Origin of the sequence: Thalassobellus citreus (assembly GCF_044385915.1) — a bacterium.
GTDB classification, from domain to species: Bacteria; Bacteroidota; Bacteroidia; order Flavobacteriales; family Flavobacteriaceae; genus Thalassobellus; species Thalassobellus citreus.
Genome location: NZ_JBISCC010000130.1, coordinates 211,157 through 235,180 on the forward strand (window position 1 = coordinate 211,157; position 24,024 = coordinate 235,180).

At 29.8% G+C, this 24,024-nt stretch carries 18 protein-coding genes; 17 read left to right on the forward strand and 1 reads right to left on the reverse strand.

The window, feature by feature from the left end:
* The first annotated feature begins 2 nt into the window (after positions 1-2).
* Positions 3-3,560, forward strand: coding sequence for an ABC transporter permease/M1 family aminopeptidase (locus tag ACH5TX_RS18675; RefSeq protein ID WP_439341010.1), 3,558 nt, complete (start codon positions 3-5; stop codon positions 3,558-3,560).
* Positions 3,561-3,602: 42 nt separating this feature from the next.
* Here ACH5TX_RS18675 and ACH5TX_RS18680 read toward each other — a convergent pair whose 3' ends face one another.
* The gene (locus tag ACH5TX_RS18680) at positions 3,603-4,244 is read right to left on the reverse strand and encodes a thiamine phosphate synthase (RefSeq protein ID WP_439341011.1); all 642 of its coding nucleotides are present in this window, start codon (positions 4,242-4,244) and stop codon (positions 3,603-3,605) included.
* A 132-nt stretch (positions 4,245-4,376) separates the two neighbouring features.
* Here ACH5TX_RS18680 and ACH5TX_RS18685 point away from each other — a divergent pair, with 132 nt between their 5' ends.
* The 16 genes from ACH5TX_RS18685 (at position 4,377) to ACH5TX_RS18760 (ending at position 23,980) form a co-directional block, all read left to right on the forward strand.
* On the forward strand, positions 4,377-5,216 hold the full coding sequence (locus tag ACH5TX_RS18685) for a YitT family protein (protein ID WP_439341012.1): 840 nt from the start codon (positions 4,377-4,379) through the stop codon (positions 5,214-5,216).
* Positions 5,217-5,290: 74 nt separating this feature from the next.
* Positions 5,291-7,072, forward strand: coding sequence for a tetratricopeptide repeat protein (locus tag ACH5TX_RS18690; RefSeq protein ID WP_439341013.1), 1,782 nt, complete (start codon positions 5,291-5,293; stop codon positions 7,070-7,072).
* 128 nt (positions 7,073-7,200) lie between these two features.
* Positions 7,201-8,457 carry a serine hydrolase domain-containing protein gene (locus tag ACH5TX_RS18695; RefSeq protein WP_439341014.1) on the forward strand — a complete coding sequence of 419 codons (1,257 nt, stop codon included), beginning with the start codon at positions 7,201-7,203 and terminating at the stop codon, positions 8,455-8,457.
* A 14-nt stretch (positions 8,458-8,471) separates the two neighbouring features.
* Positions 8,472-9,119 (forward strand): hypothetical protein, encoded by a 648-nt coding sequence (locus ACH5TX_RS18700; RefSeq protein WP_439341015.1) that lies wholly within the window; start codon positions 8,472-8,474, stop codon positions 9,117-9,119.
* A gap of 2 nt (positions 9,120-9,121) precedes the next feature.
* Positions 9,122-9,982, forward strand: a complete 861-nt coding sequence (locus tag ACH5TX_RS18705) for an SDR family oxidoreductase (RefSeq protein ID WP_439341016.1) — start codon at positions 9,122-9,124, stop codon at positions 9,980-9,982.
* A gap of 23 nt (positions 9,983-10,005) precedes the next feature.
* The gene (locus tag ACH5TX_RS18710) at positions 10,006-11,109 is read left to right on the forward strand and encodes a serine hydrolase domain-containing protein (protein WP_439341017.1); all 1,104 of its coding nucleotides are present in this window, start codon (positions 10,006-10,008) and stop codon (positions 11,107-11,109) included.
* Positions 11,110-11,262: 153 nt separating this feature from the next.
* Entirely contained in the window at positions 11,263-11,853 is a 591-nt protein-coding gene (locus ACH5TX_RS18715) for a hypothetical protein (protein WP_439341018.1), read from the forward strand.
* Between the two features lie 469 nt (positions 11,854-12,322).
* On the forward strand, positions 12,323-15,328 hold the full coding sequence (locus tag ACH5TX_RS18720; RefSeq protein WP_439341019.1) for an Ig-like domain-containing protein: 3,006 nt from the start codon (positions 12,323-12,325) through the stop codon (positions 15,326-15,328).
* Between the two features lie 1,011 nt (positions 15,329-16,339).
* On the forward strand, positions 16,340-19,057 hold the full coding sequence (locus ACH5TX_RS18725) for an HD domain-containing protein (RefSeq protein WP_439341020.1): 2,718 nt from the start codon (positions 16,340-16,342) through the stop codon (positions 19,055-19,057).
* Between the two features lie 134 nt (positions 19,058-19,191).
* A complete protein-coding gene (locus ACH5TX_RS18730; RefSeq protein WP_439341021.1) occupies positions 19,192-19,623 on the forward strand; it encodes a hypothetical protein in 432 nt (143 codons plus the stop codon).
* 697 nt (positions 19,624-20,320) lie between these two features.
* Positions 20,321-21,484 (forward strand): hypothetical protein, encoded by a 1,164-nt coding sequence (locus ACH5TX_RS18735; RefSeq protein ID WP_439341022.1) that lies wholly within the window; start codon positions 20,321-20,323, stop codon positions 21,482-21,484.
* A 143-nt stretch (positions 21,485-21,627) separates the two neighbouring features.
* Positions 21,628-21,861 carry a hypothetical protein gene (locus ACH5TX_RS18740; RefSeq protein WP_439341023.1) on the forward strand — a complete coding sequence of 78 codons (234 nt, stop codon included), beginning with the start codon at positions 21,628-21,630 and terminating at the stop codon, positions 21,859-21,861.
* Between the two features lie 345 nt (positions 21,862-22,206).
* Complete coding sequence (locus ACH5TX_RS18745) at positions 22,207-22,404, forward strand: hypothetical protein (protein WP_439341024.1); 198 nt, start codon at positions 22,207-22,209, stop codon at positions 22,402-22,404.
* Positions 22,405-22,539: 135 nt separating this feature from the next.
* Entirely contained in the window at positions 22,540-23,199 is a 660-nt protein-coding gene (locus ACH5TX_RS18750) for a hypothetical protein (RefSeq protein ID WP_439341025.1), read from the forward strand.
* A gap of 2 nt (positions 23,200-23,201) precedes the next feature.
* Positions 23,202-23,603: a hypothetical protein gene (locus ACH5TX_RS18755; RefSeq protein WP_439341026.1), complete on the forward strand. Its 402-nt coding sequence runs from the start codon at positions 23,202-23,204 to the stop codon at positions 23,601-23,603.
* A complete protein-coding gene (locus ACH5TX_RS18760; protein ID WP_439341027.1) occupies positions 23,603-23,980 on the forward strand; it encodes a hypothetical protein in 378 nt (125 codons plus the stop codon). The genes ACH5TX_RS18755 and ACH5TX_RS18760 overlap by 1 nt, the downstream gene beginning before the upstream one ends.
* The last annotated feature ends 44 nt before the right edge of the window (positions 23,981-24,024 follow it).

A 24,024-nucleotide genomic window follows, 5' to 3' on the forward strand; every position in this document is an offset into this window, starting at 1 on the left:
CCATGTTTAAAAAATTATTACAATTCGAAGTTTTTTATCAACTAAAACAACGCGCTTTTCCAATATTTGCAATCTTATTTTTAGCATTAGGAGTGTTTATTGGAAGACAAGGTCATGCACCAACTGGCATTGACTTTAATTCAGTATATCAGGTCTATTTTTATACGAATCTTTTTACTTTAGGGAGTGTTTTTATAATTATGTTTTTTGCTATAAGTGCAATGCTTCGAGACAAACAGCATCATATGGAACCTTTAATATATAGCTCTTCCATTAAAAAAAGCCACTATTTTTGGAGTCGATTTTTAGGTGCTTTTATTTTTAGTGTTCTTGCTTTTTCACCTTTTCTTCTAGGTTATTTTTTAGGTTTAAATTTTTCAAATTTAGATTCAGAAAGAATAGCAGATTTTCAATTAATGACCTATGTACAACCTTTACTATATATCGTAATCCCGAACATTTTTATATGCGCTACTATTATATTCTCTGTAAGCACACTCACAAAAAATAGTACTGCAACCTATGTAACTGCGGTATTTATTTACATGCTATATTTTGTAAGCTCTATCTTTTTAAATTCGCCATTAATGGCACAAGCAGTGCCAGCTTCACCAGAAAGTATGGCTATTGCTGCTCTTGCAGACCCATTTGGAATCGCAGCGTTTTTTGAACAAACGCAGTATTGGACTCCTTTTCAAAAGAACACACAATTGCTTTCTCTTTCAGGATTATTTTTAATGAATAGAGTTGTTTGGATACTTGTTTCGATAGGATTTCTTTTAACGACCTACAAACTATTTTCATTCCGTAAAATCACTAAAAAAGTAAAGAAAGAACCAAAAGTTAAACAAGATAAACAAGAATTGTTGGCTTATAAACCCACACAAGCAGTATATGATTTTAAAGCGCAAAGAAAGGCGTTTTTTGCATTATTAAAAATAGAATTAAAAAGTGTTTTTAGAGGCTTACCGTTTATAGCTGTGTTATTAATGTGGTTGTTTATTGTGTTTTCAGAAATCTATTCAACTATTATAAGCGGTGGAGAATATGATGTATGTGTCTATCCTTTTACAAATAAATTGATAGAATTAATTGTTGATCCATTAACTATTTTTAGTTTGATACTCATCACTTTTTATAGTTCAGAAATTGTATGGAAAGAGCGAAGCTTCAATTTTAATACAATTATTGATGCTACACCAGTAAAAAACGGGGTGTTCTTTTTATCAAAGTTTAGTGCCTTGTTATTTCTGCCAATCATTTTAATTACTACTGGAATTTTAATGTGTATGGCATTTCAAATTAGTTTAGGCTATACAAATTTTGAATTTGGTTTATATGCGTCACTTTTTTATTATTACGGAATCTCGTTAGTCGTATACTGTATGATTGCCCTATTTGTAAATAGTTTAGTGAAAAACAAATATATGGGAATGGGGATTTTTGGATTGATTGTTTTACTTAGTTTAAGATCAGGTATGATTGGATTAGAACATCCATTAACAAGTATAGGTTTTATACCAAGAGTGAGTTCTAATAATATGGATGGCTTCAATGGTGTTTCTAGCTTATTTAATCATTTGACTTTATATTGGTTTGCATTAGGAATGCTATTGGTGTTAATTTCATTTAAAATTTGGAATAGAGGTATTGTTGCAACTTTTTCAGTGAAACTAAAACAACTTAGATACGGTTGGTCAAAATTGCAGAAATTAACATTGTCCTTTTTTATCCTATTATTTATTGGAGCAGGAAGTTTGGTTTTTTACAATGTGAATGTGGTGTCTGACTATACAACCAATAACGATAATTTAGATTTTAGAGAAAACTATGAACGAAAATTTAAACAATATGAAAACTTAGAAAGACCAATTGCTACCTATAAAAAAACAGAAGTAGCAATCTATCCAAATGAGCGAAAATATGCTATGAAAGCTAATTATATATTGAAAAACAAGAGTGAGAAACCATTGTCAAAAGTCTTTATTCACGAACGAGTTCCGTTAGAAAATATAGCGATAGAGCATGCAGATTTAATAGAACGTGATAGTCTATTTGGGACGTATTTATTTCAGTTCAAAAACCCATTACAGCCAAATGATTCTGTAAAATTCAGATATGAATTAAATAAGTCATTAAAAGGCTATGATGAAGATAATTCAATTGTTAAAAATGGAAGCTATATTAATCATAGCAGTCTTGAACCTGTTTTAGGATATGGTTCTGGATTAGAAATAACGAATAGTATTGAACGCCAAAAAAGAGGTTTACCCGAAAGAGTAGAAGAGAATAATACCGATGCGCATATCGTAATGGAAGATGTTAAAAATGAAAAAATTAGGTTTGAAACCATTATTTCTACAAGCAGTGATCAAACCGCATTAAGCTCTGGAAGCTTAATTAAACAATGGTCTGAAAATGAAAGAAATTATTATCATTATAAATCAAAAGATAAAATTTTACCTGTAATGGCTTATTTCTCTGCAAAATATGAAACAAAGAAAATAATACATAATGGAATTTTAATTGAACAATATTACGATGTTAAGCATTCATTTAATATTGAAGATGTTGAAAATAGTATAAAGCAAACCTTAGATTATTGTCAAGAAAACTTTGGTGTATACAATTTTGATCATATCAGAATTGCAGAAATTCCTGCGCATTGGCCCTTTGGTGGATTTGCACATCCAGGGATGATATCTATGGTAGAAGACAGGTTGTATTTGACTAATCAAAGTAATGAAGAAACTTTTAATGTTGTTGCTAAAAGAACCATTCATGAAGTTGCGCATCAATGGTGGGGGCATACATTATCTGCTAAACCTGTAGCAGGAGGTTCATTATTAGTAGAAGGTTTTGCAAAATATACTGAAGCTGTTATTATGGAAAAAATGTACGGAAAAAGAGTCTTATTTACGTTGAGTGAAAACTCTAGAAGTCGATATTTTTCAGGAAGAGCTTTTGCTAACGAACTCGAACCTCCCGTTTATAAGGTAACAAGTCAAAGCTATATCTCTTATGGAAAAGCATTGACTGTAATGATGGCATTAAGAGATTTAATAGGGGAGCAGCAAGTAAATCAGATTTTAAAGACAATTACAAATAAGCATCGTGATATTAATAAGTTAGAAGCTAATTCTATTGAGTTTTTAGAAGAAGTTTATAAAGTAACACCTCAAGAACAGCATATTATAATTGATGATTGGTTTAAACGCGTTATTACTTATGATTTAAACATTGATGATAGTTCTTATAAGCAATTAGAAAACGGAACGTATGAGATTATTGTAAAAGTAAAAGCGAAGCGTTTTCAAACTTTAGATACTGGAGAAATCAAACAAATTACTATAAACGAACCTATTAAAATTGGAGTTTTTAATGAGCATCCGTCCAATATAAAAGATGATAGTTCTCTACTATATTATCAATCAACTACAATTAACAAAGAAGAAACAATTCAAAAAATTATTGTTAACGAATTGCCTGAATATATTGCTATTGACCCTTTTGGAACACGATCTGATGAGAATTTTGTTGATAATATCATAAGGTTTTAATAAAATAATGAACATCTCTTCGTTTGAGGTGTTCATTATTTTCTATTTAAACGTATGGCGTTGTTCTTCTGTTGATGATGCTTTTAGCAATTGGTTAAAAGTTCTTATAGAATTAAAATTATGGGTTATTGCCTCAGATACAGCAATTCCTGAAACACCTGTTTCTAATATGTTTTTAACATCATCTGTCGTAATACTTCCAAAACCAATAATTGGTGTTTCTGTTGTTAAGGCTTCTGTAATGGCAACAAACCCATTTAAACCTAAAATAGAATTTAAATTTTCTTTGGTAGCACTTCTAAAGCTACCTAAACCAATATAATCAACTTCCTTATCAATTAAAGCTTCACAATCTTGTAAAGTATTAGCTGTACTTCCAATACTTTGCCAAGTGTACAAATGTTTTCTCACTATGGTAGGGCAGGTGTCTGTTTGTTCTAAATAAACACCATCTGCTTTAATAGTTTTCGCAATTTTATAATGACCATTAATTATTAATCTTGTTTGAAAATGTGATGTAATCTCTCTAGCTTCTTCAGCTAACTTTAAAAGTTTTTTTTCTGAAACATTTTTTAATCGTAATTGAACCAATTCTACTCCAGATGTACATGCTTTTTGTATGTTTTCTAAATGCTCTTTTGGAGTGTTTCCTTGAGATATATAATGTAGTTTAGGTATTATCATGTCTTATATTTCTTGTGTATAAAAGTACAATTATTATCATATGAAAAGACGTTAGAAATAAAGTATAAATAGATGATGATATTCTAGCTTAAGCTATAGAATTTTATACCTTTGCCTCTTGATTTTTATAATATGAAGAAAGAGATTATTAATTATACATTTATAATAATTGGTTGCGCTTTAATGGCATTTGGAGTGGTAGCTTTTTTAAACCCTAATGATATAGCAACAGGAGGTACAGGTGGTTTAGCCATTGTTTTTAATAGGGTTTTCAATATCTCTATAGGTGCACTATTTGCAATTATAAACATTCCGTTATTACTAGTGAGTATTAAATATTTAGGGAAATATTTTGCAATTAAAAGCACGATAGCCATATTAACCATTAGTTTATTTATAGATGCGCTTTCATTTGTAGGCTTAATGCCTATGAGTGACAAACCGTTACTAGCTACTTTATATGGTAGTGTATGTATAGGACTAGGAATTGGTCTTATATTTAAAGGTGGTGGTTCTGCTGGTGGCGGCACTATAATTGCACGAATTGTTACTTCTAAAACATCTTTAAAAACAGGAACCGTTATTCTATTTTTAGATTCTATAGTTATAATTGCTTCAGGAATTGTTTTTAATAATGTAGAACTAGCATTATGGAGTATGATAGGTATTTATACAACATCTAAAATGATTGATCTTGTATTAACAGGAAAACCTAACGAACGAATTGTTCATATTTCTTCATCTAATGATTTAGAACATATGGGAACATTAATAAATGAAAAAATAGGTGTAAATGGTACTTTAGTTAAAGGTAAAAATTTAAGCTTAACCGAAAAAAAGCATATTATTTTTGTAACAGTACCTGCAAATAGGCTGAATTCATTAGAACAATTAATATATGCAGAAGATACTACGGCAAAAATGATTGTTATGGAAGCCTCTCAATTGTTAGGTTCTAAGTTTATAAAATAAAGTCTTAAGTAAAAAGATTAAGCTTTTTTTATTTTTTATTGTTTTATATTTTTGTTGACAACAAAAACTAAATCTTGATTAACCAAAAATCAATAGCTGTATTGCCTTTTATCAATATGAGTAATGACATTGATAATGCATATTTTTGTGATGGTATTACTGAAGAAATCATTAATGCTTTAACCAAAATAAAAGGGTTAAAAGTTATAGCAAGAACTTCTTCTTTTGCGTTTAAAAACAAACAAATTGATGTCCGGCATATTGGAAATCAATTAGGAGTCGCCACCGTTCTTGAAGGCAGCGTTAAAATTTTTAAAAACAAAATTCGTGTTAATGTTCAATTAGTAAGAACAAGTGATGAGTTTAATGTTTGGTCTCAAAATTTTGACAGAGATTTAGAAGATATTTTTGAACTACAAGATGAAATAAGTTTAATTATTGCTGAAAAAATTCGTGAAAATTTTGGACATTTAGATATTTCGGAACATATATCTATAATTGGAACCAAAAATTTAAATGCATATAAGTTATATCTTAAAGGCAGATTTTATCAGTTAAATTGGGATCTCCAAGATTATATTAAAGCCATAGATTATTATAAAAAGAGTGTCGCAATAGACAACCACTTTTACGATGCTTATTTTGCCCTTAGTAGATCGTACGGTATTTTATCCAGTTGGGGTGTTTTAGAAAAAAATGAAGGATTAAAAAAAGCAAAATACTATTTAGAAGAAGGTCTAAAAATTAATTCAGAGTCTTATCTGGGGTATTTTTCTAAATCGTCTATTATGTTTTGGAATAATTGGGATTACACTGATGGTATTTCTAACTTAAAAAAGACCTTAAATCAAAATCCAAGTTTTGCAATCGCATATGAAGGCATTGCCGAAATTTACATGGCAACAAATCAATTAGATAAAGCACATTTAAATATAGACAAAGCATTAGAAATAAGCCCATTATCACCCAATCATTATTTTACTAAAGGCAATGTTTATTTTTTAGGTAAAGATTATGACAAGGCGATTTCTTATTTAGATGAATGCTTAAAAATAGATCCAAATTTCACGTTAGCAATTGAAACCAAATTAGCTTGTTTTATGCTTCTTAATGATAAATTAAGTTTCAGAAATTATATAGCTACAATGCCTCAACTCATTAATCCAGAAGTATGCGAAGCATTATTTAACTTGATGCACGATAGCCCAAATAATTATTCTAAGAGTCATTTAAACATCGATATTGAAACTAGTTTTAAAAGTATCTACCCTTGGCATTTTTATTTTTTAATCTATTCTGGAGAGGTTGATAAGGCACTTGAAATTTTTGAAAATAAGGTAAAAAATAGAATAGGGCAACTTATCAATTTTAGATTAGACCCTTTTTTAAAGCCTTTAAGAATACATAAAAAATTCCAATCCATAGAAAAAGCACTTTTTTTAAATTATCAAACTTCAGAAGTAAAAGAAGTTAGTAATGAGACTAAAACAATTGCTAAGCCAATACTTGATAATGACGTTATAACATATATTGAAAAACTTAAACGTACCCTTCAAAATGAAAAGCTTTATCAAAATCCAAACTTTTCATTAAGAGATTTAGGATTAGCTATTCATTTGCATCCCAATAAATTGTCTTGGTTATTAAATGAACATTTACAGGTTAATTTTAATGAGTTCATCAATAGCTATCGCCTCAAACATTTTAAAACCGAAGTACTAAAACCATCAAACTCACATATTACATTGCTTGGATTGGCCTATGAAAGTGGTTTCAATTCTAAAACTGTTTTTAACACCTTCTTTAAAAAAGAAACAGGAATGACGCCCAGACATTGGGTGAAATCACATCAATAAGAATATTTTTTATTTAAATACGTTCGGAATTTCACTTAAAAAAGTTCCAAATCATAATGTCGAACGATGCGTTTATGCTTAGTCTGCATATTTGCATCATACTTTTTTCAAATCAAAAAACGATCATTATGACAACATTATCAAAACAAATTCTCTTATTAACACTTTTCTTTTTAAGCTTATTCACATCATGTTCCAATGATGATACCACTCAGAACCCCACACCAAATGGCATTGAAACAACTGAACAACTTTCAGCATATTTAGAAAATTTAGTAAACAATAATGCTGTTCCTGGTTTTTCAGTAAATGTAAGCATCGGTAATGAAATTGCATTTCAAGAATCCTTTGGCTATGCTAATATTGCAAATCAAACAGCTTACACAAATCAAACCATCAACAATTTAGCATCTGTGAGTAAAACCTTCGTTGGGGCAGCCACAGCAAAGGCCATAGAACAAGGTCTTTTTACTTTAGAAACCAATATTAATGACCTTTTGCCCATTGCCATTATTAACCCAAAACACCCCAACGGGGAGATTAAAATTAAACATTTAGTCACACATACTTCAGGCATTGTAGATGTACCCGAAACGTACATTGCGAGCAACTATTTTATTTTACCAGGAGAAGATGTTACAACGAATATTTCGAGTATTCTAATAAATGATTTAGGTATTCAGCAAATGGAGCAAGTCGATTTAGAAGATTACTTATCTGAGATTTTCGATACTGAAGGTGATCTTTACAATTTAGATAATTATTTAGATACAGCACCCGGAGAAACTTGGGCATATTCAAATGATGCAACGTCATTATTGGGCTATATTATTGAGTATACTTCTGAACAATCTTTTGATGAATATGTAGAAACTCATATTCTTTCGCCTTTACAGATGTCAGATTCCACTTTTGATTTGGCAGCTGTTGATTTTCAAACTATGACAACCCAATATTATGATGCTAGTTCATCATTTCCAAGATATGGAAATCATGGATACGTAGAAGGTGGTTTGTATAGTAATAGTGACGATATGAGCAAATATCTTTTAGATATGATGAAAGGTGCTAGAGGAGAAGGTACTGTTTTGTTTCCTCAGAATTATTACGATTTATTATTTCAAGAACAGTTAGAAAATGGCATTGTACCTACAGAGTTTGCTGAAAATCATGGTTTATTTTGGTATATGAAAGAAGGGAACATTATGCATGGCGGGAATAGTTTAGGTGTATCTACACATATACAACTAAAACAAGATGGTTCATCTGGCTTCTTCATTATCACGAATATGGATGGAACCTTTACAGGAAATGAATCTAAATGGGAAGAAGTGAAAATACTTATTTCGCAAGCCATAAATCAATTTGTAGCTAACAATCAATAAACGAACTATTAAAAATGAAAAAACTCTTAATTATTATTAGTTTAGCTTTTTGTACAATAAATGTTTTTGCACAAAGCAATACAGAACTATTAAGAACAGATAATAGTGATAATAAATACAGAATTAGCTTTCCTGTAATCATTTTAGGAAATATTGGAAAAGGAGGAGAGCGAACAAATACGAAGCACATTGAGCTTCACGTAAAACGCGAATTAGATTCTAAAAATATCATTGGAGTAAAATTTGCAACGTGGAGATTATTTCAGCCTATGGGAATTCAATGGTGGGATGGCCTTTTAGATAAAATAGATTCAAAAAGTGAATTTTATCCTGGCTATGTACGCGAAACAGGTATAGGAGTATCTTATCAACGAATGCTTTGGAAAGGCTTATTTGCATCCGTAGAAGTATTACCGCAGTACAAAACGTACTTAGATGAAAATAATAAAAAAATAGCAAACGGATTTAAACTTTATACGTCTTATCATGTAGGGTATCATATTGCTTTCGGCAAAAAGAAACAATTTTTCATAGAACCACAAATTCATTGTCAGAATTGGATGTTTGACACCAATACACCCACAGAATTTAAAAAATTAGATAACAAATGGAAAACATTTTTTCTTTTTGAACCTAACCTTTATTTTGGAATAAAATTATAAAAATGAATACAAATAACTTACAAACCGTTTTACTAGCTGGAGCAACAGGTTATTTAGGTACTTATATTGCCAAGGCTTTAGCTGAAGCAGATACAAATACGAAACTTATAGCACGGTCGCCAAAAAAACTAAAACAATTTGAAAGTGAAAAGGTTAAAGTTATTAAGGCTGAAGTAACTAAACCTGATACTTTAAAAGGCATTTGTGAAGGTGTAACAACAGTTATATCAACTGTTGGTATTACGCGTCAAAAAGATGGTTTAACCTATATGGATGTTGATTATCAAGCTAATGTTAATCTTTTAAATGAAGCTAAAAAAGCAGGTGTAAAAAAGTTTATTTATGTATCTGCCATCAATGGCGAAAAACACAGGTATCTTAAAATTTTTGAAGCTAAAGAAAAGTTTGTGGATGTATTAAAAAGTTCAGGCTTAGATTTTACCATAATTCGTCCAAATGGTTTTTTTTCAGATATGAAAGATTTCTTAGATATGGCAAGAAAAGGAAAAGTGTATCTTTTTGGAAATGGTTTACAGAAGTTTAATCCTATTCATGGTGAAGACCTAGCAATTGTCTGCTTACAAGCCATTCAATCAAATAAAAGCGACATTGTAGTTGGTGGACCAGATATTTTAACATTAAATGAAGTAGGAGAGATGGCTTTAGAAGCGTTAGAAAAACCAATAAAAATTATACACTTGCCAGATTGGATAAGAAAATTTATAATTTGGTTTTTACGAGTCTTAACCTCCTCAAAAACTTACGGTCCTATTGAATTCTTTTTAACTATAATGACTGAAGATAATATTGCTCCAAGATTTGGATCACAAAGACTATTTCAGTTTTTTAAAGAGAATGCTTAAAATAACATCTATAAATATTGACAATGAAAATATTGATATATAGCTTTTTATGTATTGCAAGTCTTTCGTTTGCACAGACAGATGCCATTAACAAAATAATAGAAAGTAAGATTGCTCATAATTCTGAAACCCCAGTACATAGTATGTTGTTTTACTTTGAAAATGAAAACTTTAGTTATAACGAAGGATTTGGACGAGTTAACAGAAAAGGTGATACTATTTCAAAAAATACGCCTTTTAAAATAGCCAGTAGCACCAAGCTTTTTGTAGCAACTATTATGTTACAACTTGAAGAAGCAGGTAAACTTAGTCTAAACGATAAAGTATCTCAGTATTTAAACGATATAGACTACTTAAAATTTGAAGATTTCCATATTTTAAACGGAAAAAAACATGCAACTGAGATTACTATAAAACAACTTTTATCGCATCGCTCTGGGCTTGCTGATATTTTTACAGATAGAGAAGAGTCCTTTTTTAGTTTATTGATTCAAAATCCAAATAAACAATATACACCAAAAGCGATTATCGAATTATATTTTCAATTTAATTTGAATAAAGAACCACACTTTAAACCCAATGAAGGTTGGCATTATTCGGATATGAATTATGTGTTATTAGGATTGATTATTGAGAAAATTGATAAAACAGCCCTTTCGCAATCTATACGAAATCGCATATTAGAACCCTTAAAAATGGAAAATACATTTTTCGAGTTTTATGAAGCACCACAAAAGGCATTAAAACCCATAAGTCAATATGTTGGAAATATAAATTTTTTGGACATCAACACCTCTTTTGATTGGGCCGGAGGCGGATTGGTATCAACAAATAAAGATTTAGCAATATTTATAAAAGCACTCTTTAATTTTAAACTCATCAATAAAGAATCTGTAACTAAAATGATTGACGTTAAGTTAACTAAGGACCATGAAAGCCGTTATGGTCTAGGAGTTTACGAATTTATCATCAATAAAAACGTTTATTATGGGCATTTCGGTTTTTATAACACCTTTGTTGGGTATTGTCCCGAAACAAAATCGACACTTTCGTATTGCATTAGTCAAACAAATCCAGATTTTAACACTTATGAATTGATTGATAAGCTATTACGTTTTGTAGAATAATAAAGTAGATTAAATGCATTATAATTTTTAAGTCAAACTCTAAATTAGCGCATAAAAGAAATATCTAAAACTTAACATTCAATAACTTTTTTGGCATATGATTTGTAATTACCCAAGCAAGTTTAATATTTAAAAATATAACACGTAAAGTTTATGAATAATCACAAGATTACAAAACTAATTTTAGCCCTTTGCTTCCTTTCAGGAATTACAAGTTGCGATTCAAACGATGATGTAAAACCTTCTAAAATAGTAGTCACAGATTTCACAAAAGACGAGCTAATTAAATTAAATGGCGGGTCTGAGAAATCATGGCGATTAACAGAGGTTATACTTCCTGAAGAATATAAAGACAATCCAAACTTACTAAATAATGCTTGTGTTACAGATGATATTTACACCTTTTACGCTTCTACATCATACGAAAGTGTTGAGAATATTAAAATTGACTTAGGTAATACTCGTTGTTATGATACATATAGTGAAGCAGAGCGTTTTGAAGGTAAATTGCTATACGTTCCATATAAATTAAACGGAGTCGACGTAATTGAAACAACGTTAATTTTAAAGAGTTGTAGCATTGAAATTATCACAAACGATAATGGAACCAAAGAAACAGATACAACGTGTGATGAAAATAATTATCGTTTAGTAGAACTTACTGATGATAGAATGGTGTTTTCAAATGCTGAATATATAGGAGACTATACCTTTGGTTATGTGTTTGAAAAAGTAGAGGAATAATTTGAATTAATACAATAAATTACCTATTAGGTATAAAACAAGGGCTAGAAAGAATCTAGCCCTTATTATTTTATTTAAAAATAATTTTAATTCTACATAATAAGAAGCCACAATTAGCTTGACATAATTACTATTGATATAAGTCTGGCAGCCATTATATCTGTAATTATGTCAAATATCGGCCAAAAGCGCTATTTCGCTAATTGTTGAAAAATGTACTATAATGTTCTGCGTTATGTAACTTGAGCTTTGGTTAAAAGCGAAAGTTGTTACTACAGTTTCTTTAAAAAATTTATTCTAAAAGTTTCTTTTGCAATGTTAATGGAACACTTTTTATGCGACGACGTAGGAGGGAAGCGTAATATGTGTGGAATGGGATTAACAGCATTAATTTTCGTTAAATACCCAATATTAGGCATAGGAATTATAAGGTATTTCTTCTATTTTTATAAAATAAAAAATCAGACATATGAAGAATTCATTCTTTTATTTATTTCTATTCATTTTAATAATTTCATGTGGAGGAAAAGATGACGCTTCAGAAATTGATGATGACCCTATACTGATAGTAGATGAAATTACTCCACAGGAAGGCAACACTGCGCTAGAAGTAATAATTAACCTTCCAGAAGGTAGTACTCAAAACCTTGATAATGTTGAGATTTTATCTATTTTTAACACTGACACTGATTACTCTAATGGTGTGAAAGTTGAAGTTTTTGAGACTGATGAATTGGAATTGGTTTTCGCAACAAATAATTCAAATCAATTATATATGATGGGTTATGTAGTTCCAAATAAAGTTGATTCTTTAGTCTTGGATTCTCAGAGTACTGCTTTAGCAACTATACTTTTTCATCCTTGGGCTTTTGATTTGACTTCTGAAGATAAATTAAATGCAATGGAAAAATTAAAGACCTTACCTGAGTTCAATGAGTACTTAAAACTTGTAGAAGCTAATATAACTTCGGGAAACCAAATAACAGTAGCTGGGAGAGAAAAAGTTATAGAAGCTTATATTAAAGAAGATTCCGGAAAGAATAGTATAGTAAAAAAAGAAGATGTAATCGAAATTAAAGTTGATGAAACGAAGGTAACTGTCAAAAAGAATAATAGCGCAGCTCATTATGGAGTGGGAATTTATAAAAAATCAAATCCCGACTCCCCTTTTAACGATAGAACGGTTTTAAGTCAAAACACTGAAACAAGTGAATTTGCGATACCACTTGATGGGGAATGGGATATAAATGTAAAAAATGGTTTAGTTTTTGACGGTAGCGTGGAAAATCAATTTGCTTTAAGAAGTAATTCTTCTATTATCATTAAAAGCATTTTAAACCTTTATTCAGGCAAACTTGGAAATGAATTATTGGAAAGGGGAGAATGTACTTTTGACAATTTTTTGGCACCCGCTCTTGTACCTACAGCAAACTTGTATGTAAGTTGGCAACAGTTTTCAAAGAAAGAAATATCTGATTTAGAATTGATAAAGAATGTTTCACTTTATGCTGCTGGACGTGAAAATGATTTTTGGACAGCCATAAATAATTGTCTAGTTAAAGATTTTGGCGATTCATTTGGTTCTGAAGCATGGAGTAAAATTCTTAAGTTGCTGAACTTTGTTAATGATGCTTATGATGGTTATCAGGTTACCAAATCTTTGATTCTTAATAAGAACTCTGTTGAACTTTGCTTTGTAAAGAATGGCACAAATATTTCATTTTGTAATGGTATTTCATTGGGCGGAGTATTTGACTTTGGTAAAATTCCAATTGGAAAGTCTTCCGAAGAAAAAACACTAGTTGTATCAAATAACCTAGATATTGAAGTAACAGTAGAAGGTATTGAATTACCAATTGGCTTTACTACTATTCCTGATTTCAAGACAAACGAAGTTATAATGCCAGGACAGGATCTATCTGTAAAGCTAAAATATGAGCCTCAGAATGTGGCACAAATTGATACAGATATTATTATAAAGAATGATGCTGACCAAGAAAACAATAAGATTAAGGTTTTAGCTGCTGCTGTTAATCCTTTAAATTCTGACAAAACAGTTTTGGATTTCGATTCGCTCTTAGTTGATGATTCTAGTACTGCGCAATTAATAAATCTAACAAATGATTCTGATGTTGATATTACCCTGATAGAAGTTGCTCCAATTGAAGGATATGAGTTTAGTTTACCCGAGCAAACTATTAAAGCTGGACAAACAATATCAGTAAGTATAAAGTTTACACCAACAGATGATACTGAGAATTACAATAAACAATTGATATTAAAAACTGACACTAATCAAGAAGATTTGATAATAGAACTAAAGGGGCAGGTATTTAAGAGGTTAATACTAGAAGTTTTATCTGAACCTAAGAATCTTGATTTTGGAGAGGTAGCCACAAATTCTAATACTGGTAAAACAAAATCATTAAGGATAACTAACCCGACAGACATACCAATTTTCATTAATTATTTTGAGTTTACCGATGAAACAAAAGATGAAGGTGGTTATATAACATCTGAGGATGAAAAGCTTTCCCTGAAAAATGGTACTCCTAGTGGAATTGAGTTAATTGCTGGTGGTGTTCTAAACTTCTCAATAACCTTTAAGCCAGATACAGAAAGGACTTATAATGGTAATTTTTTAGTTGATTACACAGAATCTCAGGATGTTCCTTTAAGCATGACTATAACAGGAAAAGGAGTGGTGAATGAACTTTCAGTCTCTGAAACTTTTCTTGATTTTGGAGAAGTCGAAGTTGGAGGTATACCTTCTGAGAGAACTTTTGTTATTACAAACAATCTTGGAGAAGATGCAACTATTACAATGATTCCAGATGATGCGGAAGTAAAAACAAATTGGCCAGAGAATACTTCTATTGCTAGTGGTGATAGCAGAACAATTACTGCTACATTTACTCCAACAGCAGAAATGAATACGACACCATTAAATGGAACTATACAAATTGAGTATGGGAATTTAGGCCAACCAATTACGGTTAATTATACAGGAAGTAAAAAAGAAGATAACAATGATATTGATTTACCAGGTATATGGTATTTTAATTTTGATGAAGATGGACTAAATAGTGGAATTTGTACTTCTTATGCTGCTGATGGCTCCATTATTAATGTTCAAAATGATGCATTTGTTGAGTTTATAAATTCTGTGCGTATCAATTCAGGTGGTATTTTTGATCCTGATGAAAATGGCGTTAATCAAGCGGTGGGAGAAACAGCTAGTTTTTCAGTTTCAAATAATAATTTAAGCTTTGAATGGCAGATTAAGAGTGATGTATGGGATATTAAACATACGTTTACGGGTGTATGGAACGAATCAAAAAAAGCATTTGTGGGTACAGCTAGTACGGTACATAAGCAATTTTTTGTTAACCTCGATATGACTTATCTTCAAAAGGAATGTACAGGTTTTAGTGAATATTGTGAAGTATCTAAATCTAGTTATACATTACCTTAAAACACTTATTAATTGTAATTATTTATAAAGTAAAATTAATAAAATGTGATTGAAGATATAGCCCTTGGCCTCATAAAATTTTGGTAAAACAATAAGGTGAAGTGAGCGTACATATTTTAGGGATTTAGTAATACAGTTTCTTAAGAGTTTGAATTATACAAGGGATTTCAAAGCAATCTAAATGAGTTTCAATGTTTCCTAAAATATAGCAAATGAGCCGTTAATTGTTTCCAAAAGTTTATGCAGCCTTGAATTTTTGTTTCTTTTGTTTCAAGACAAAAGATAATGAAAGAATGAAAAAGAAAGATTAATTGAAGTTCTAATTATAACAAGTGCATATAATTTTATTTTTCTTAAAATTTATGCTCTTATGGCAATCCACGAGAATTGTCTAAAATTTTTTATTACGTACATTTTATCGAATACGCGATTTTTAATAAGAGCAAAAAGGTTAGCTTTTATTTTGGCGTTGGCAAGCGTTGGATAATTGTGTGTAAAATAAATTGCCAGAGCAATTTGATTTTATAAAACAATCGAGCGCTTGGTAGCGGCTATTTTACATAACGGCTAATTATAGATACAAATGTTTTATAAAAACGCTGCGAAGCAAACCTTATAATAGTTTAATGACCCAAGTTCCAATTATTCTAATGGAATACAATGCTTCTGGGATATTTTACATAATACTACATTATAGCTATCAAATGGATAAACCACTCTTATTGACTAAATAATACATTTGTACTATAATGTTCAGCGTTATGTAACTTTGCTTTGGCAAAAGCTAAGTTTAAATTACTACTTTTTCTTTATTTTTTTCTTCTAAAAGCTTTCTCTACAACGTTAATGAAACACGCTTTTTACGGAGCGACGATAGGAGAGAAGTGGAATGTGTGTGAAATGGAATTTATTTATAAATGTATTTTCGGATATGAGTGTGTATTTACTTACCATTTTGTAATTTTACATTTATCATCGTAGAACCTAATAATTATAATATTAAATTGCTAAATGAGTAATCTTGAATCTAAGTTAAAAGAACTAAATGCAAATCTTTCATCTAGTTTTGAAGAAACTAAAAATATAGTTTCCAAATTGTTGCAACAATACATAAAAAACTTCCCTACTTACACAGACCATTCAATAGAACACACTCAAGAAGTGTTAAATATTGCTGGAAATTTGTTAACAGACGTAGAATTAGACAATTTAAATGCTGACGAAATATACATATTGTGTATGGCTTGTATTCTTCACGACGTAGGTATGTGTATTCCTGAAAATAAAATTAAGGAAATTTCAGAAACAAAGGAATTAATTGATTATAGAAAGTTTAATCCCGATTTTTCAACTGAAAAATACATAAGAGATATACATCATGTTTTAAGTCTTAAATTCATTAATGAAGAATGGAAGTTACTAAACATTCCTACTGAAAAATATGCTGAAGCAATTGGGCTGGTTGCTCAAGGACATAGAAAAGTAGATTTAAACGATTTTGAATTATACGACCCTCAATTTTTTGTCAAGAGTGGAAGGGAGTTTGTATGTTTACCTTATTTATCTTGTATCTTAAGAATAGCTGATGAGCTTGATATAACAAATTTAAGAACTCCTGATATTCTCTTAAAATATTATATACCTGATAATAAAATTAGCGAAAAAGAGTGGAATAAGCATAAGTCAACTATACAAGTCAACTTTAAATCTAATAAAGTTATTATACAAGCTAAATGTACGGACCATAATATCTTAAGCGCTTTAGAAGAACAATTTGAAAAAATCAAGAATGTAATAAATGATTGTCAAAAAATAATACGCTCTCTCAGTTTAGTTGATAGAAAAATCTATAACCTAAATATCAATAGTTTACAACCAAAATATATTTATGAAAATTTCGACCCCAAAGGAATTAAGTATTCTTTTGAATTCAAAAACGTTGTTAAAACATTCATTGGAGAAGAATTATATAAAAATAATAAAGCTGCTTTAAGAGAAGTTGTTCAAAATGCAATAGATGCTTGTAATTATAAAAAATCAATTAAAAAGGAAGCGTATAATCCTAAAGTGATAATTTATGTTTGTGATGATTTTATTTCAATTGAGGACAATGGTCAAGGAATGGATGAATTTATTATAGAAAACTATTTCGGAAAACTTGCCAGTAGTTTTTATCAGCAAGATTCTATAAAAAATGATTATGAGGCTATTGGACAATTTGGAGTAGGTGTTTTTTCATATTTTTTATTAAGTGACTATATAGATGTTGAAACAAAAAGGGCAGAAAAACCTAGCCTGAAGTTTAGAACTGACAAAGACCCCAATGGCTATTTTCATTTTTTTGACGATTTTCATCGAGATGAAGAAGGAACAAAAATTATTCTTCATTTAAAAGAAAAACATAAAACTAAAATCTCATTAAGAGAAGTAATTGATTTCGTAGAAAAAACGTTTCCTTTTGTTAAAATTCCAATTATTGTAAGAGATGAAACTGAAGAAATTAATATTTCAATGAATGAAATGAGTATTTCTTATGAAAAAGACATACTACCTCATTTTTATTTTAATTCAAGGAAATATTCAGATTTATATAAAGTGATTTCAGTATATGAGAATAATGACAAGTATGAAGGAGTATTAGCAATTATAGTTCCTAATTCGTTAGAAGAGGAATCAAAGGATTTATATTATATAATAGATAGTAGTTCTCTAGAAGAAAAAGAAGGATTTGCAAACGACACTAGCTTAATTTCATTTTCACAAAAAGGAGTACATATTAATAATTATGAAGGAAGATTAAACTTTACTTTTGGTAAAATAAATATTAAACAAAAATTAAAAGTTAATTTAAGTAGAACAGATTTCGTAGATGATAATGCAACTGAAAAAACTTTAGAAGGTATTGAAGCTAAATTAATAAATGAAGTTTTTAATGAAATTATCACTGTCTTAGGAACCAATAACATAAATCATAAAAAACAAACTGATTGGTTCATAAAAAATTACTGGCAAGGTTACTATTATTCAATTCAAGTAGCTAAAATTATTAAAGAATTATTTTGTTTTGAATTTAATTATAAAAATTCTATTGAATATTATACATTAAATGAATATGTGAAATTATTTTCTAAAATAGTAGTTTTTCAGAGTGAGAAAGACGCTGAAAATTATTCAAGCTTTATCGATTGCCCATATGTAATATTAGACATTACATCTGGTGATTATTATAATTATTCGAGGTTGTTTTCTGTGTATATAGACTTTGGTTATTCTGTTGTTAAGATAAAAGATAGATATTTTAAGTGTTTTGACAAGAGTTCATATGAACACCTTTCAAAAGTTGAATCTATCTTTTCAATGTATAATATTCAAATTGAATTATCTAACATAGAAAGCAAAGCTGTTGGTGTTAATTATCTAGAAAATAGCGATTTAGTTAATAAAGATAAGGGTTTTGACTTTTCATATAGAGATTCAGTTAGTATAAATGTTAATCACTGGTTAATAAGTAATCTTGTCCAATTTTCTAAGAAAAATAGATTTAATAGTACAGATTTAAGGTTAATCAATGAATTATTTGGAATACTTGATTCATATTATAGGAAGCTAGGGAAAAAGCCTGGACTCTTAAAAGAAACTATAAAATCATGTAATTCAATTATATCAAAGATTCATGAAGGAGGAAGGATAAAGTTGAATGAATTTACTAAAAAAGATTTACAGCATTAACTTTTATTCGACCTCATAAAATTTTGGCAAAACAATAGGTGAGTGAAGCGTCCATATTTTAGGGGTCTAGTTTTTGTTTCTTTTTTCATCAAGGAAAAAAGATAATAAAACATTAAAAATGTATCTTGTTAACTATGAATACTGTTACTGAAAACGCATTGCAATTTATGCAACTAGAGTTTCAAAACGCTCAAATTGAAGTTTCAGCAAAAGAAAATGGGAGAGAAGGAGTTGATTTTTTAATTGGGAATAAGCAAATATACTTACAGCCTCTAGATTTAGATATCATACTACAAAGTATTAAAATTTTAAAGCAAGAGTTAGGAGAACTAAACGATAACTTGTTTATCGCTTTGGTTTTAATAATAAAAAAACAACCAAGAGTTGTTTATGTAATTCCATCTAAACAATTACAAGATTCCAATAATAACTTCTTTATAAATAATGAAGTGAGCTTAATGCCTAGTTTATCTAATTGGGAAATTAAAATATCAAGTAAAACCATAGAAGAATTAGAAAAGTTTGCCTTAAAGAATATGATTGAAAACTTTAAATCATATCTATAAATATTATGTAAAATAGGATTTTAAAAAAGTTTAATTGGAATTCTAAATAGAACAAGTGTATAGAAATTTTAAAGCAAGGATTTGAGCAAAGGAAAATTTTATACTCTTGTGACAACTTTACGAGAATGTCGTAGAAAAAAATATAGAGCACAATTATTCAATTACGCTAAAATTTCAATAACATCTAAAAACTAGCTTTTTTTTGGCGTTGGCAAGCGGCGGTAAATTGTGTTTAAAAATAAATGTTATTGAAACATTTAAATTTTTAAAAAGCAATCGAGCGATTGGCAGCGGCAATTTTACATAACGGCAAATTATAGTACAGAAATAGAATTATTATGCTTCTTGAGAATCGCTTATTTAAAAATTGATTAAGGATTGTACAGAATATTAAAATTATACGAGAAGCAAAACGATAAAGTTTAATGACCCAAATATTAGTATTCTATTAAAATTAAAACTTTCTGGGATATTTTACATAATAGAGAATTATAGCTACACATCTAAATTGTTCAAACGAAGCCACAATTAGCTTAACATAATTACTATCGATATAAGTCTGGCAGCCATTATATCTGTAATTATGTCAAATATCGCCCAAAAGCGCTATTTCGCTAATTGTTGTGAAATGTACTATAATTTATATTATGTAAAATAGAATATTTTAAATCATTGAATCACAAGTACTTAGTTGTCAATGACTCATATAAAAAAACAACAAAATCATACGTTATCAAATTTGATAACAAATGAAATTCCAATTAACAAAGCGCTTACCGATTCATTAAGTTTAAAAATACCATTATCAGAGTGTCATGTTGTTGATAGTCGTCTTACTTCTTACACCTGCATTTACTATGCCAGTTTGGATCAAGTTGATTCGGAATTGCACCCACCTAAACCAATAATTATATCAAAATATGGAATTACGGTTCGTTTTTCTTTGGTTGAAATTCCTATTTTCGATGAAATAACAGAAAAAAAGATACCTACAAAATTTATCAATCTTACTGTTTCTTCAAAACTCCTCAAGCATAATTACTTTCAAGGCATCAATAAACAAACCGTTTTAACACTCTATAACGAATTCATGAATTTTGGTGTGTTTAGATGCTCTTACGAGACGTTTTTAAATGGTTATTGTTCAGATGTAGATATTTGTATTAATCACTACGTAGACAGCCCTCAAATCTTCCATGAGGTGCTAAAATATCTAATTGCAATGTCCGGTAATAAATCCAAACATTGTCATTTGATTGCAAAAGTGGATAATTTAGGGTTAGAGTTCAACAAACGAAACTTTGCAAAACCTAGTCTCCCTTACGTAAAGCTTTATTTTAAACATTGGGAATTACTCTCTAAATCCGCAGAATTTTTTAATACTTATTTGTTTCCAGACTACGCACATAAAATTGAAAATTTAGCGAGAATTGAAGCCACCATAAAAAACTACGACCACAAAAGGCGTTTAAATAAATTTAAAATACTTCCAAACTTTAAAACCTTAAAAGATTACTTAGAAATACCTCAAGAAAAATTAATCAATTTTGTTAAGTTTTCACTCAACTCATATTTAGAAAAACAGAAGCGTTTAAAAGCCCCCAACCTCTCCCCTACCGAACATATTATCTTTGAACTTATTCAAAATTGCATTCATAAAGGGCATGATTTAAGCACGTTGCTGCCTATCGTAGAAACTTTTCAAGGTAGTTCTCCTGAAACTACAAGGATGCAACGTTCACGCATGAGAGCCACTATAAAACGTTTATTTGACCTCAATACTAACAAAGATTTAGAATTACAACAAAAAGTATATGAAAACGAAAAAATCAACGAATATTTAAAACTATTAGGACTATGAAATTAGATAAAGAAAAGGCTTTATACGCATTCTATTTAGCTTTAATTTTTTACTTCCTGTGCGATATAAATCAATTAAAAAAAATGATAATTAGTATTCTAGATAAATTTAAAAATCAAGTTTAAACCTTAAAAAATAAAATCATGGCATTTACAGTTAGAAAACTTTCAGAAAAATCACAAAAAAAAGTATTAGAAATTATTGAAAATAATCCAAAAATCAACACCAAATCATCAGCAATAAATTACGCATTAGAGCGTCATGAATTTTACAAAAAGTACGAATATGATTTACAGGTAAAAAATAAGCAGATTTTAGCCTTAAAAAAGGAGCTTTTTGAGATTAAAAAAGCCTTGCAGTTTTTAAAATCTTTATAAATCTCAAAAAAGGCAAAACGCCGACTTATGATAGTCGGCGTCAGATTATCAAATTTGATAACGTTGCTCAAAAAAATATTACCTAAAAAAGAGCTAAAAAGCCCATAAATAAAGGGCTAACCAAAATCAACAATATTTTTTGCGCAACTTTTTAAAAAAACAGACTAAATATATATAAATTCTTACAGAAAATGACCCCAAAAAGATGCCAATTATGTACCCATCAAAAACACGTGGAATTACCCTCTCCATTTCATTTATTTTGTTCCAAATGGACGCAGGTAGTTTTACCAAATGAAACATGTTCAGAATTTAAAACCATTGTCAATCCAAATTATTAAAAATATGACTACACGTACCACCAAAAAAACCACAAACCCAACTTTAACCGCAAAAGAATTAGCAACTATTTTAAACGTTACTATATGCACCGCAAAAAAGTATATTTCAGATATGAAAGACTATTATAAACCTAAAAGTAACAAGGTTACATATATGCATTATGTAGATTATTTTGCAGTTCCTAAAGAAAAAAAGGTATAAAAAAGGTATAAAAAAGGGTGCATTTTTATCTGCACCCTCGTAATTGTGTTTAATTTGACTACACGAATAATAAAATTAACACATTACAAATTTATGGAAATTTACAATGCAACCGCTAAAACAAAGAGCGGAATTTTGCGAATTACAAAAAGTATTGGAGCATTTGTCTTCAATTCAGACCAATCATTTGTTGACTTAGCAAATGAAAAAATTACCTGCCATATAGAGCGTAGCAATGGCACAAATGAAGAAATAGCAACAAACATCTCTTTAGCTGCATTTATCGCTACTGCTGTTTTAGGCGAAGGTAAAATTATCGATGATGATGCTGGAGGTTCTTTTTCTGCTTTATGCGAATTAGGAAATTACGGCGCAATTCCTTTACAGGAAAATGAATCTATCGTTTTACAATTAACAGATTTAAAGTCTACAAAAACGTATCAAGTTAACGGGATTGAAATGCCTGTTCAAACCTTAGAGCGTTTGTTTATGACTGAAAAAGTCTTTTTATCAGGTCAAAAAAATAGAAGTTTTCAGGTTCTTGATTTTGATGAAGCTTTCATTATTGGAGATTTTGAAAAGTTAAGATTGACGTATCCAACTGATGAGGGTAGTCAAACCGTTGAGTATTCAAAACTTGAAATACGTGCTATATCTGCGGATTTAGGATTGCTTCGAGCAGGTTCATTTGAGCAACTTCAAAATACGGCTTTATCGCTAGTCGGGGTTTCAGACCTAGAAATATTTGCGAGCAATCAAGTAAATATAGTCTTAAGAGACATCAATAAATTATAATTATGGGGTTCTTTAAAAAACTATTTAAAAAGAAAAAAGGAGGTACATTTTTCGGTAACCTTATTCGAAAAGCTTCAAATGTTGCTACTGGTGGTATTTTAGGAAATGGCGAACAGTTAGCCAAACAAGACGCCAAATTCGAGCAACAAGAATACGATAGAGCAGTTTCCCAGCAACAAAAGCAATTATCTGCAAAAAGTATTGGTAACAAACTTGGACAGGCTTTAAAACCTACAGTAGATAAGGCTTTAAACAGTCAAACTGCTGATGATGTAAACAAAGCATTTACAAAGGCTTGGTTTAAAAAGAACATGGTAAAACTTATAGGCGGTTTAGTTGCTTTAATCGGTACTATAACCCTAGTCATGTGGTTATTTAAACGTAAAAAGAAAGGAACAAGATAATGGCTAGAACAACAAAAGTAGACGGAAAAAATTACACTAAAAAAAGTGGTGCTACTCATAGAACTTATATTCCTACGAGTTCTAAAAGTCCAAACAAAGGAAAAAACCAATATATCACAAACGGTTGGTTTCTTCGTAAAGGCGATTTAATGAATGTTAGTTGTGTTACAACAACTAAAAGTAGCGTAACACCTAAGGGGTGGATGGGTCATATTGCTTGTACTGTAATCAATAAAACCACAGGGGAGGAAACTTTTTTTTGGGGTTCTATGCAACAAAGCACTGGTAAGGTAGTCATAGAAAAATTATCTATGGTCTTAAGTCCTAAAGCACCTAACGGTGGTTATTGTGGTACGTTTATACGTTCAAATAACTAAACAACAAATTATATATATACATAAAAAAAGGAATGCCATGCTTA

Excerpts from the sequence above, each read along its gene's own strand:
- ACH5TX_RS18700 (WP_439341015.1), top strand. The coding sequence starts at position 8,472 with ATGAAAAAACTCTTAATTATTATTAGTTTAGCTTTTTGTACAATAAAT.
- ACH5TX_RS18725 (WP_439341020.1), top strand. The coding sequence starts at position 16,340 with ATGAGTAATCTTGAATCTAAGTTAAAAGAACTAAATGCAAATCTTTCA.
- ACH5TX_RS18710 (WP_439341017.1), top strand. The coding sequence starts at position 10,006 with ATGAAAATATTGATATATAGCTTTTTATGTATTGCAAGTCTTTCGTTT.
- ACH5TX_RS18720 (WP_439341019.1), top strand. The coding sequence starts at position 12,323 with ATGAAGAATTCATTCTTTTATTTATTTCTATTCATTTTAATAATTTCA.
- ACH5TX_RS18715 (WP_439341018.1), top strand. The coding sequence starts at position 11,263 with ATGAATAATCACAAGATTACAAAACTAATTTTAGCCCTTTGCTTCCTT.
- ACH5TX_RS18730 (WP_439341021.1), top strand. The coding sequence starts at position 19,192 with ATGAATACTGTTACTGAAAACGCATTGCAATTTATGCAACTAGAGTTT.
- ACH5TX_RS18735 (WP_439341022.1), top strand. The coding sequence starts at position 20,321 with ATGACTCATATAAAAAAACAACAAAATCATACGTTATCAAATTTGATA.
- ACH5TX_RS18705 (WP_439341016.1), top strand. The coding sequence starts at position 9,122 with ATGAATACAAATAACTTACAAACCGTTTTACTAGCTGGAGCAACAGGT.
- ACH5TX_RS18685 (WP_439341012.1), top strand. The coding sequence starts at position 4,377 with ATGAAGAAAGAGATTATTAATTATACATTTATAATAATTGGTTGCGCT.
- ACH5TX_RS18675 (WP_439341010.1), top strand. The coding sequence starts at position 3 with ATGTTTAAAAAATTATTACAATTCGAAGTTTTTTATCAACTAAAACAA.
- ACH5TX_RS18680 (WP_439341011.1), bottom strand. The coding sequence starts at position 4,244 with ATGATAATACCTAAACTACATTATATATCTCAAGGAAACACTCCAAAA.
- ACH5TX_RS18695 (WP_439341014.1), top strand. The coding sequence starts at position 7,201 with ATGACAACATTATCAAAACAAATTCTCTTATTAACACTTTTCTTTTTA.
- ACH5TX_RS18740 (WP_439341023.1), top strand. The coding sequence starts at position 21,628 with ATGGCATTTACAGTTAGAAAACTTTCAGAAAAATCACAAAAAAAAGTA.
- ACH5TX_RS18760 (WP_439341027.1), top strand. The coding sequence starts at position 23,603 with ATGGCTAGAACAACAAAAGTAGACGGAAAAAATTACACTAAAAAAAGT.
- ACH5TX_RS18745 (WP_439341024.1), top strand. The coding sequence starts at position 22,207 with ATGACTACACGTACCACCAAAAAAACCACAAACCCAACTTTAACCGCA.
- ACH5TX_RS18755 (WP_439341026.1), top strand. The coding sequence starts at position 23,202 with ATGGGGTTCTTTAAAAAACTATTTAAAAAGAAAAAAGGAGGTACATTT.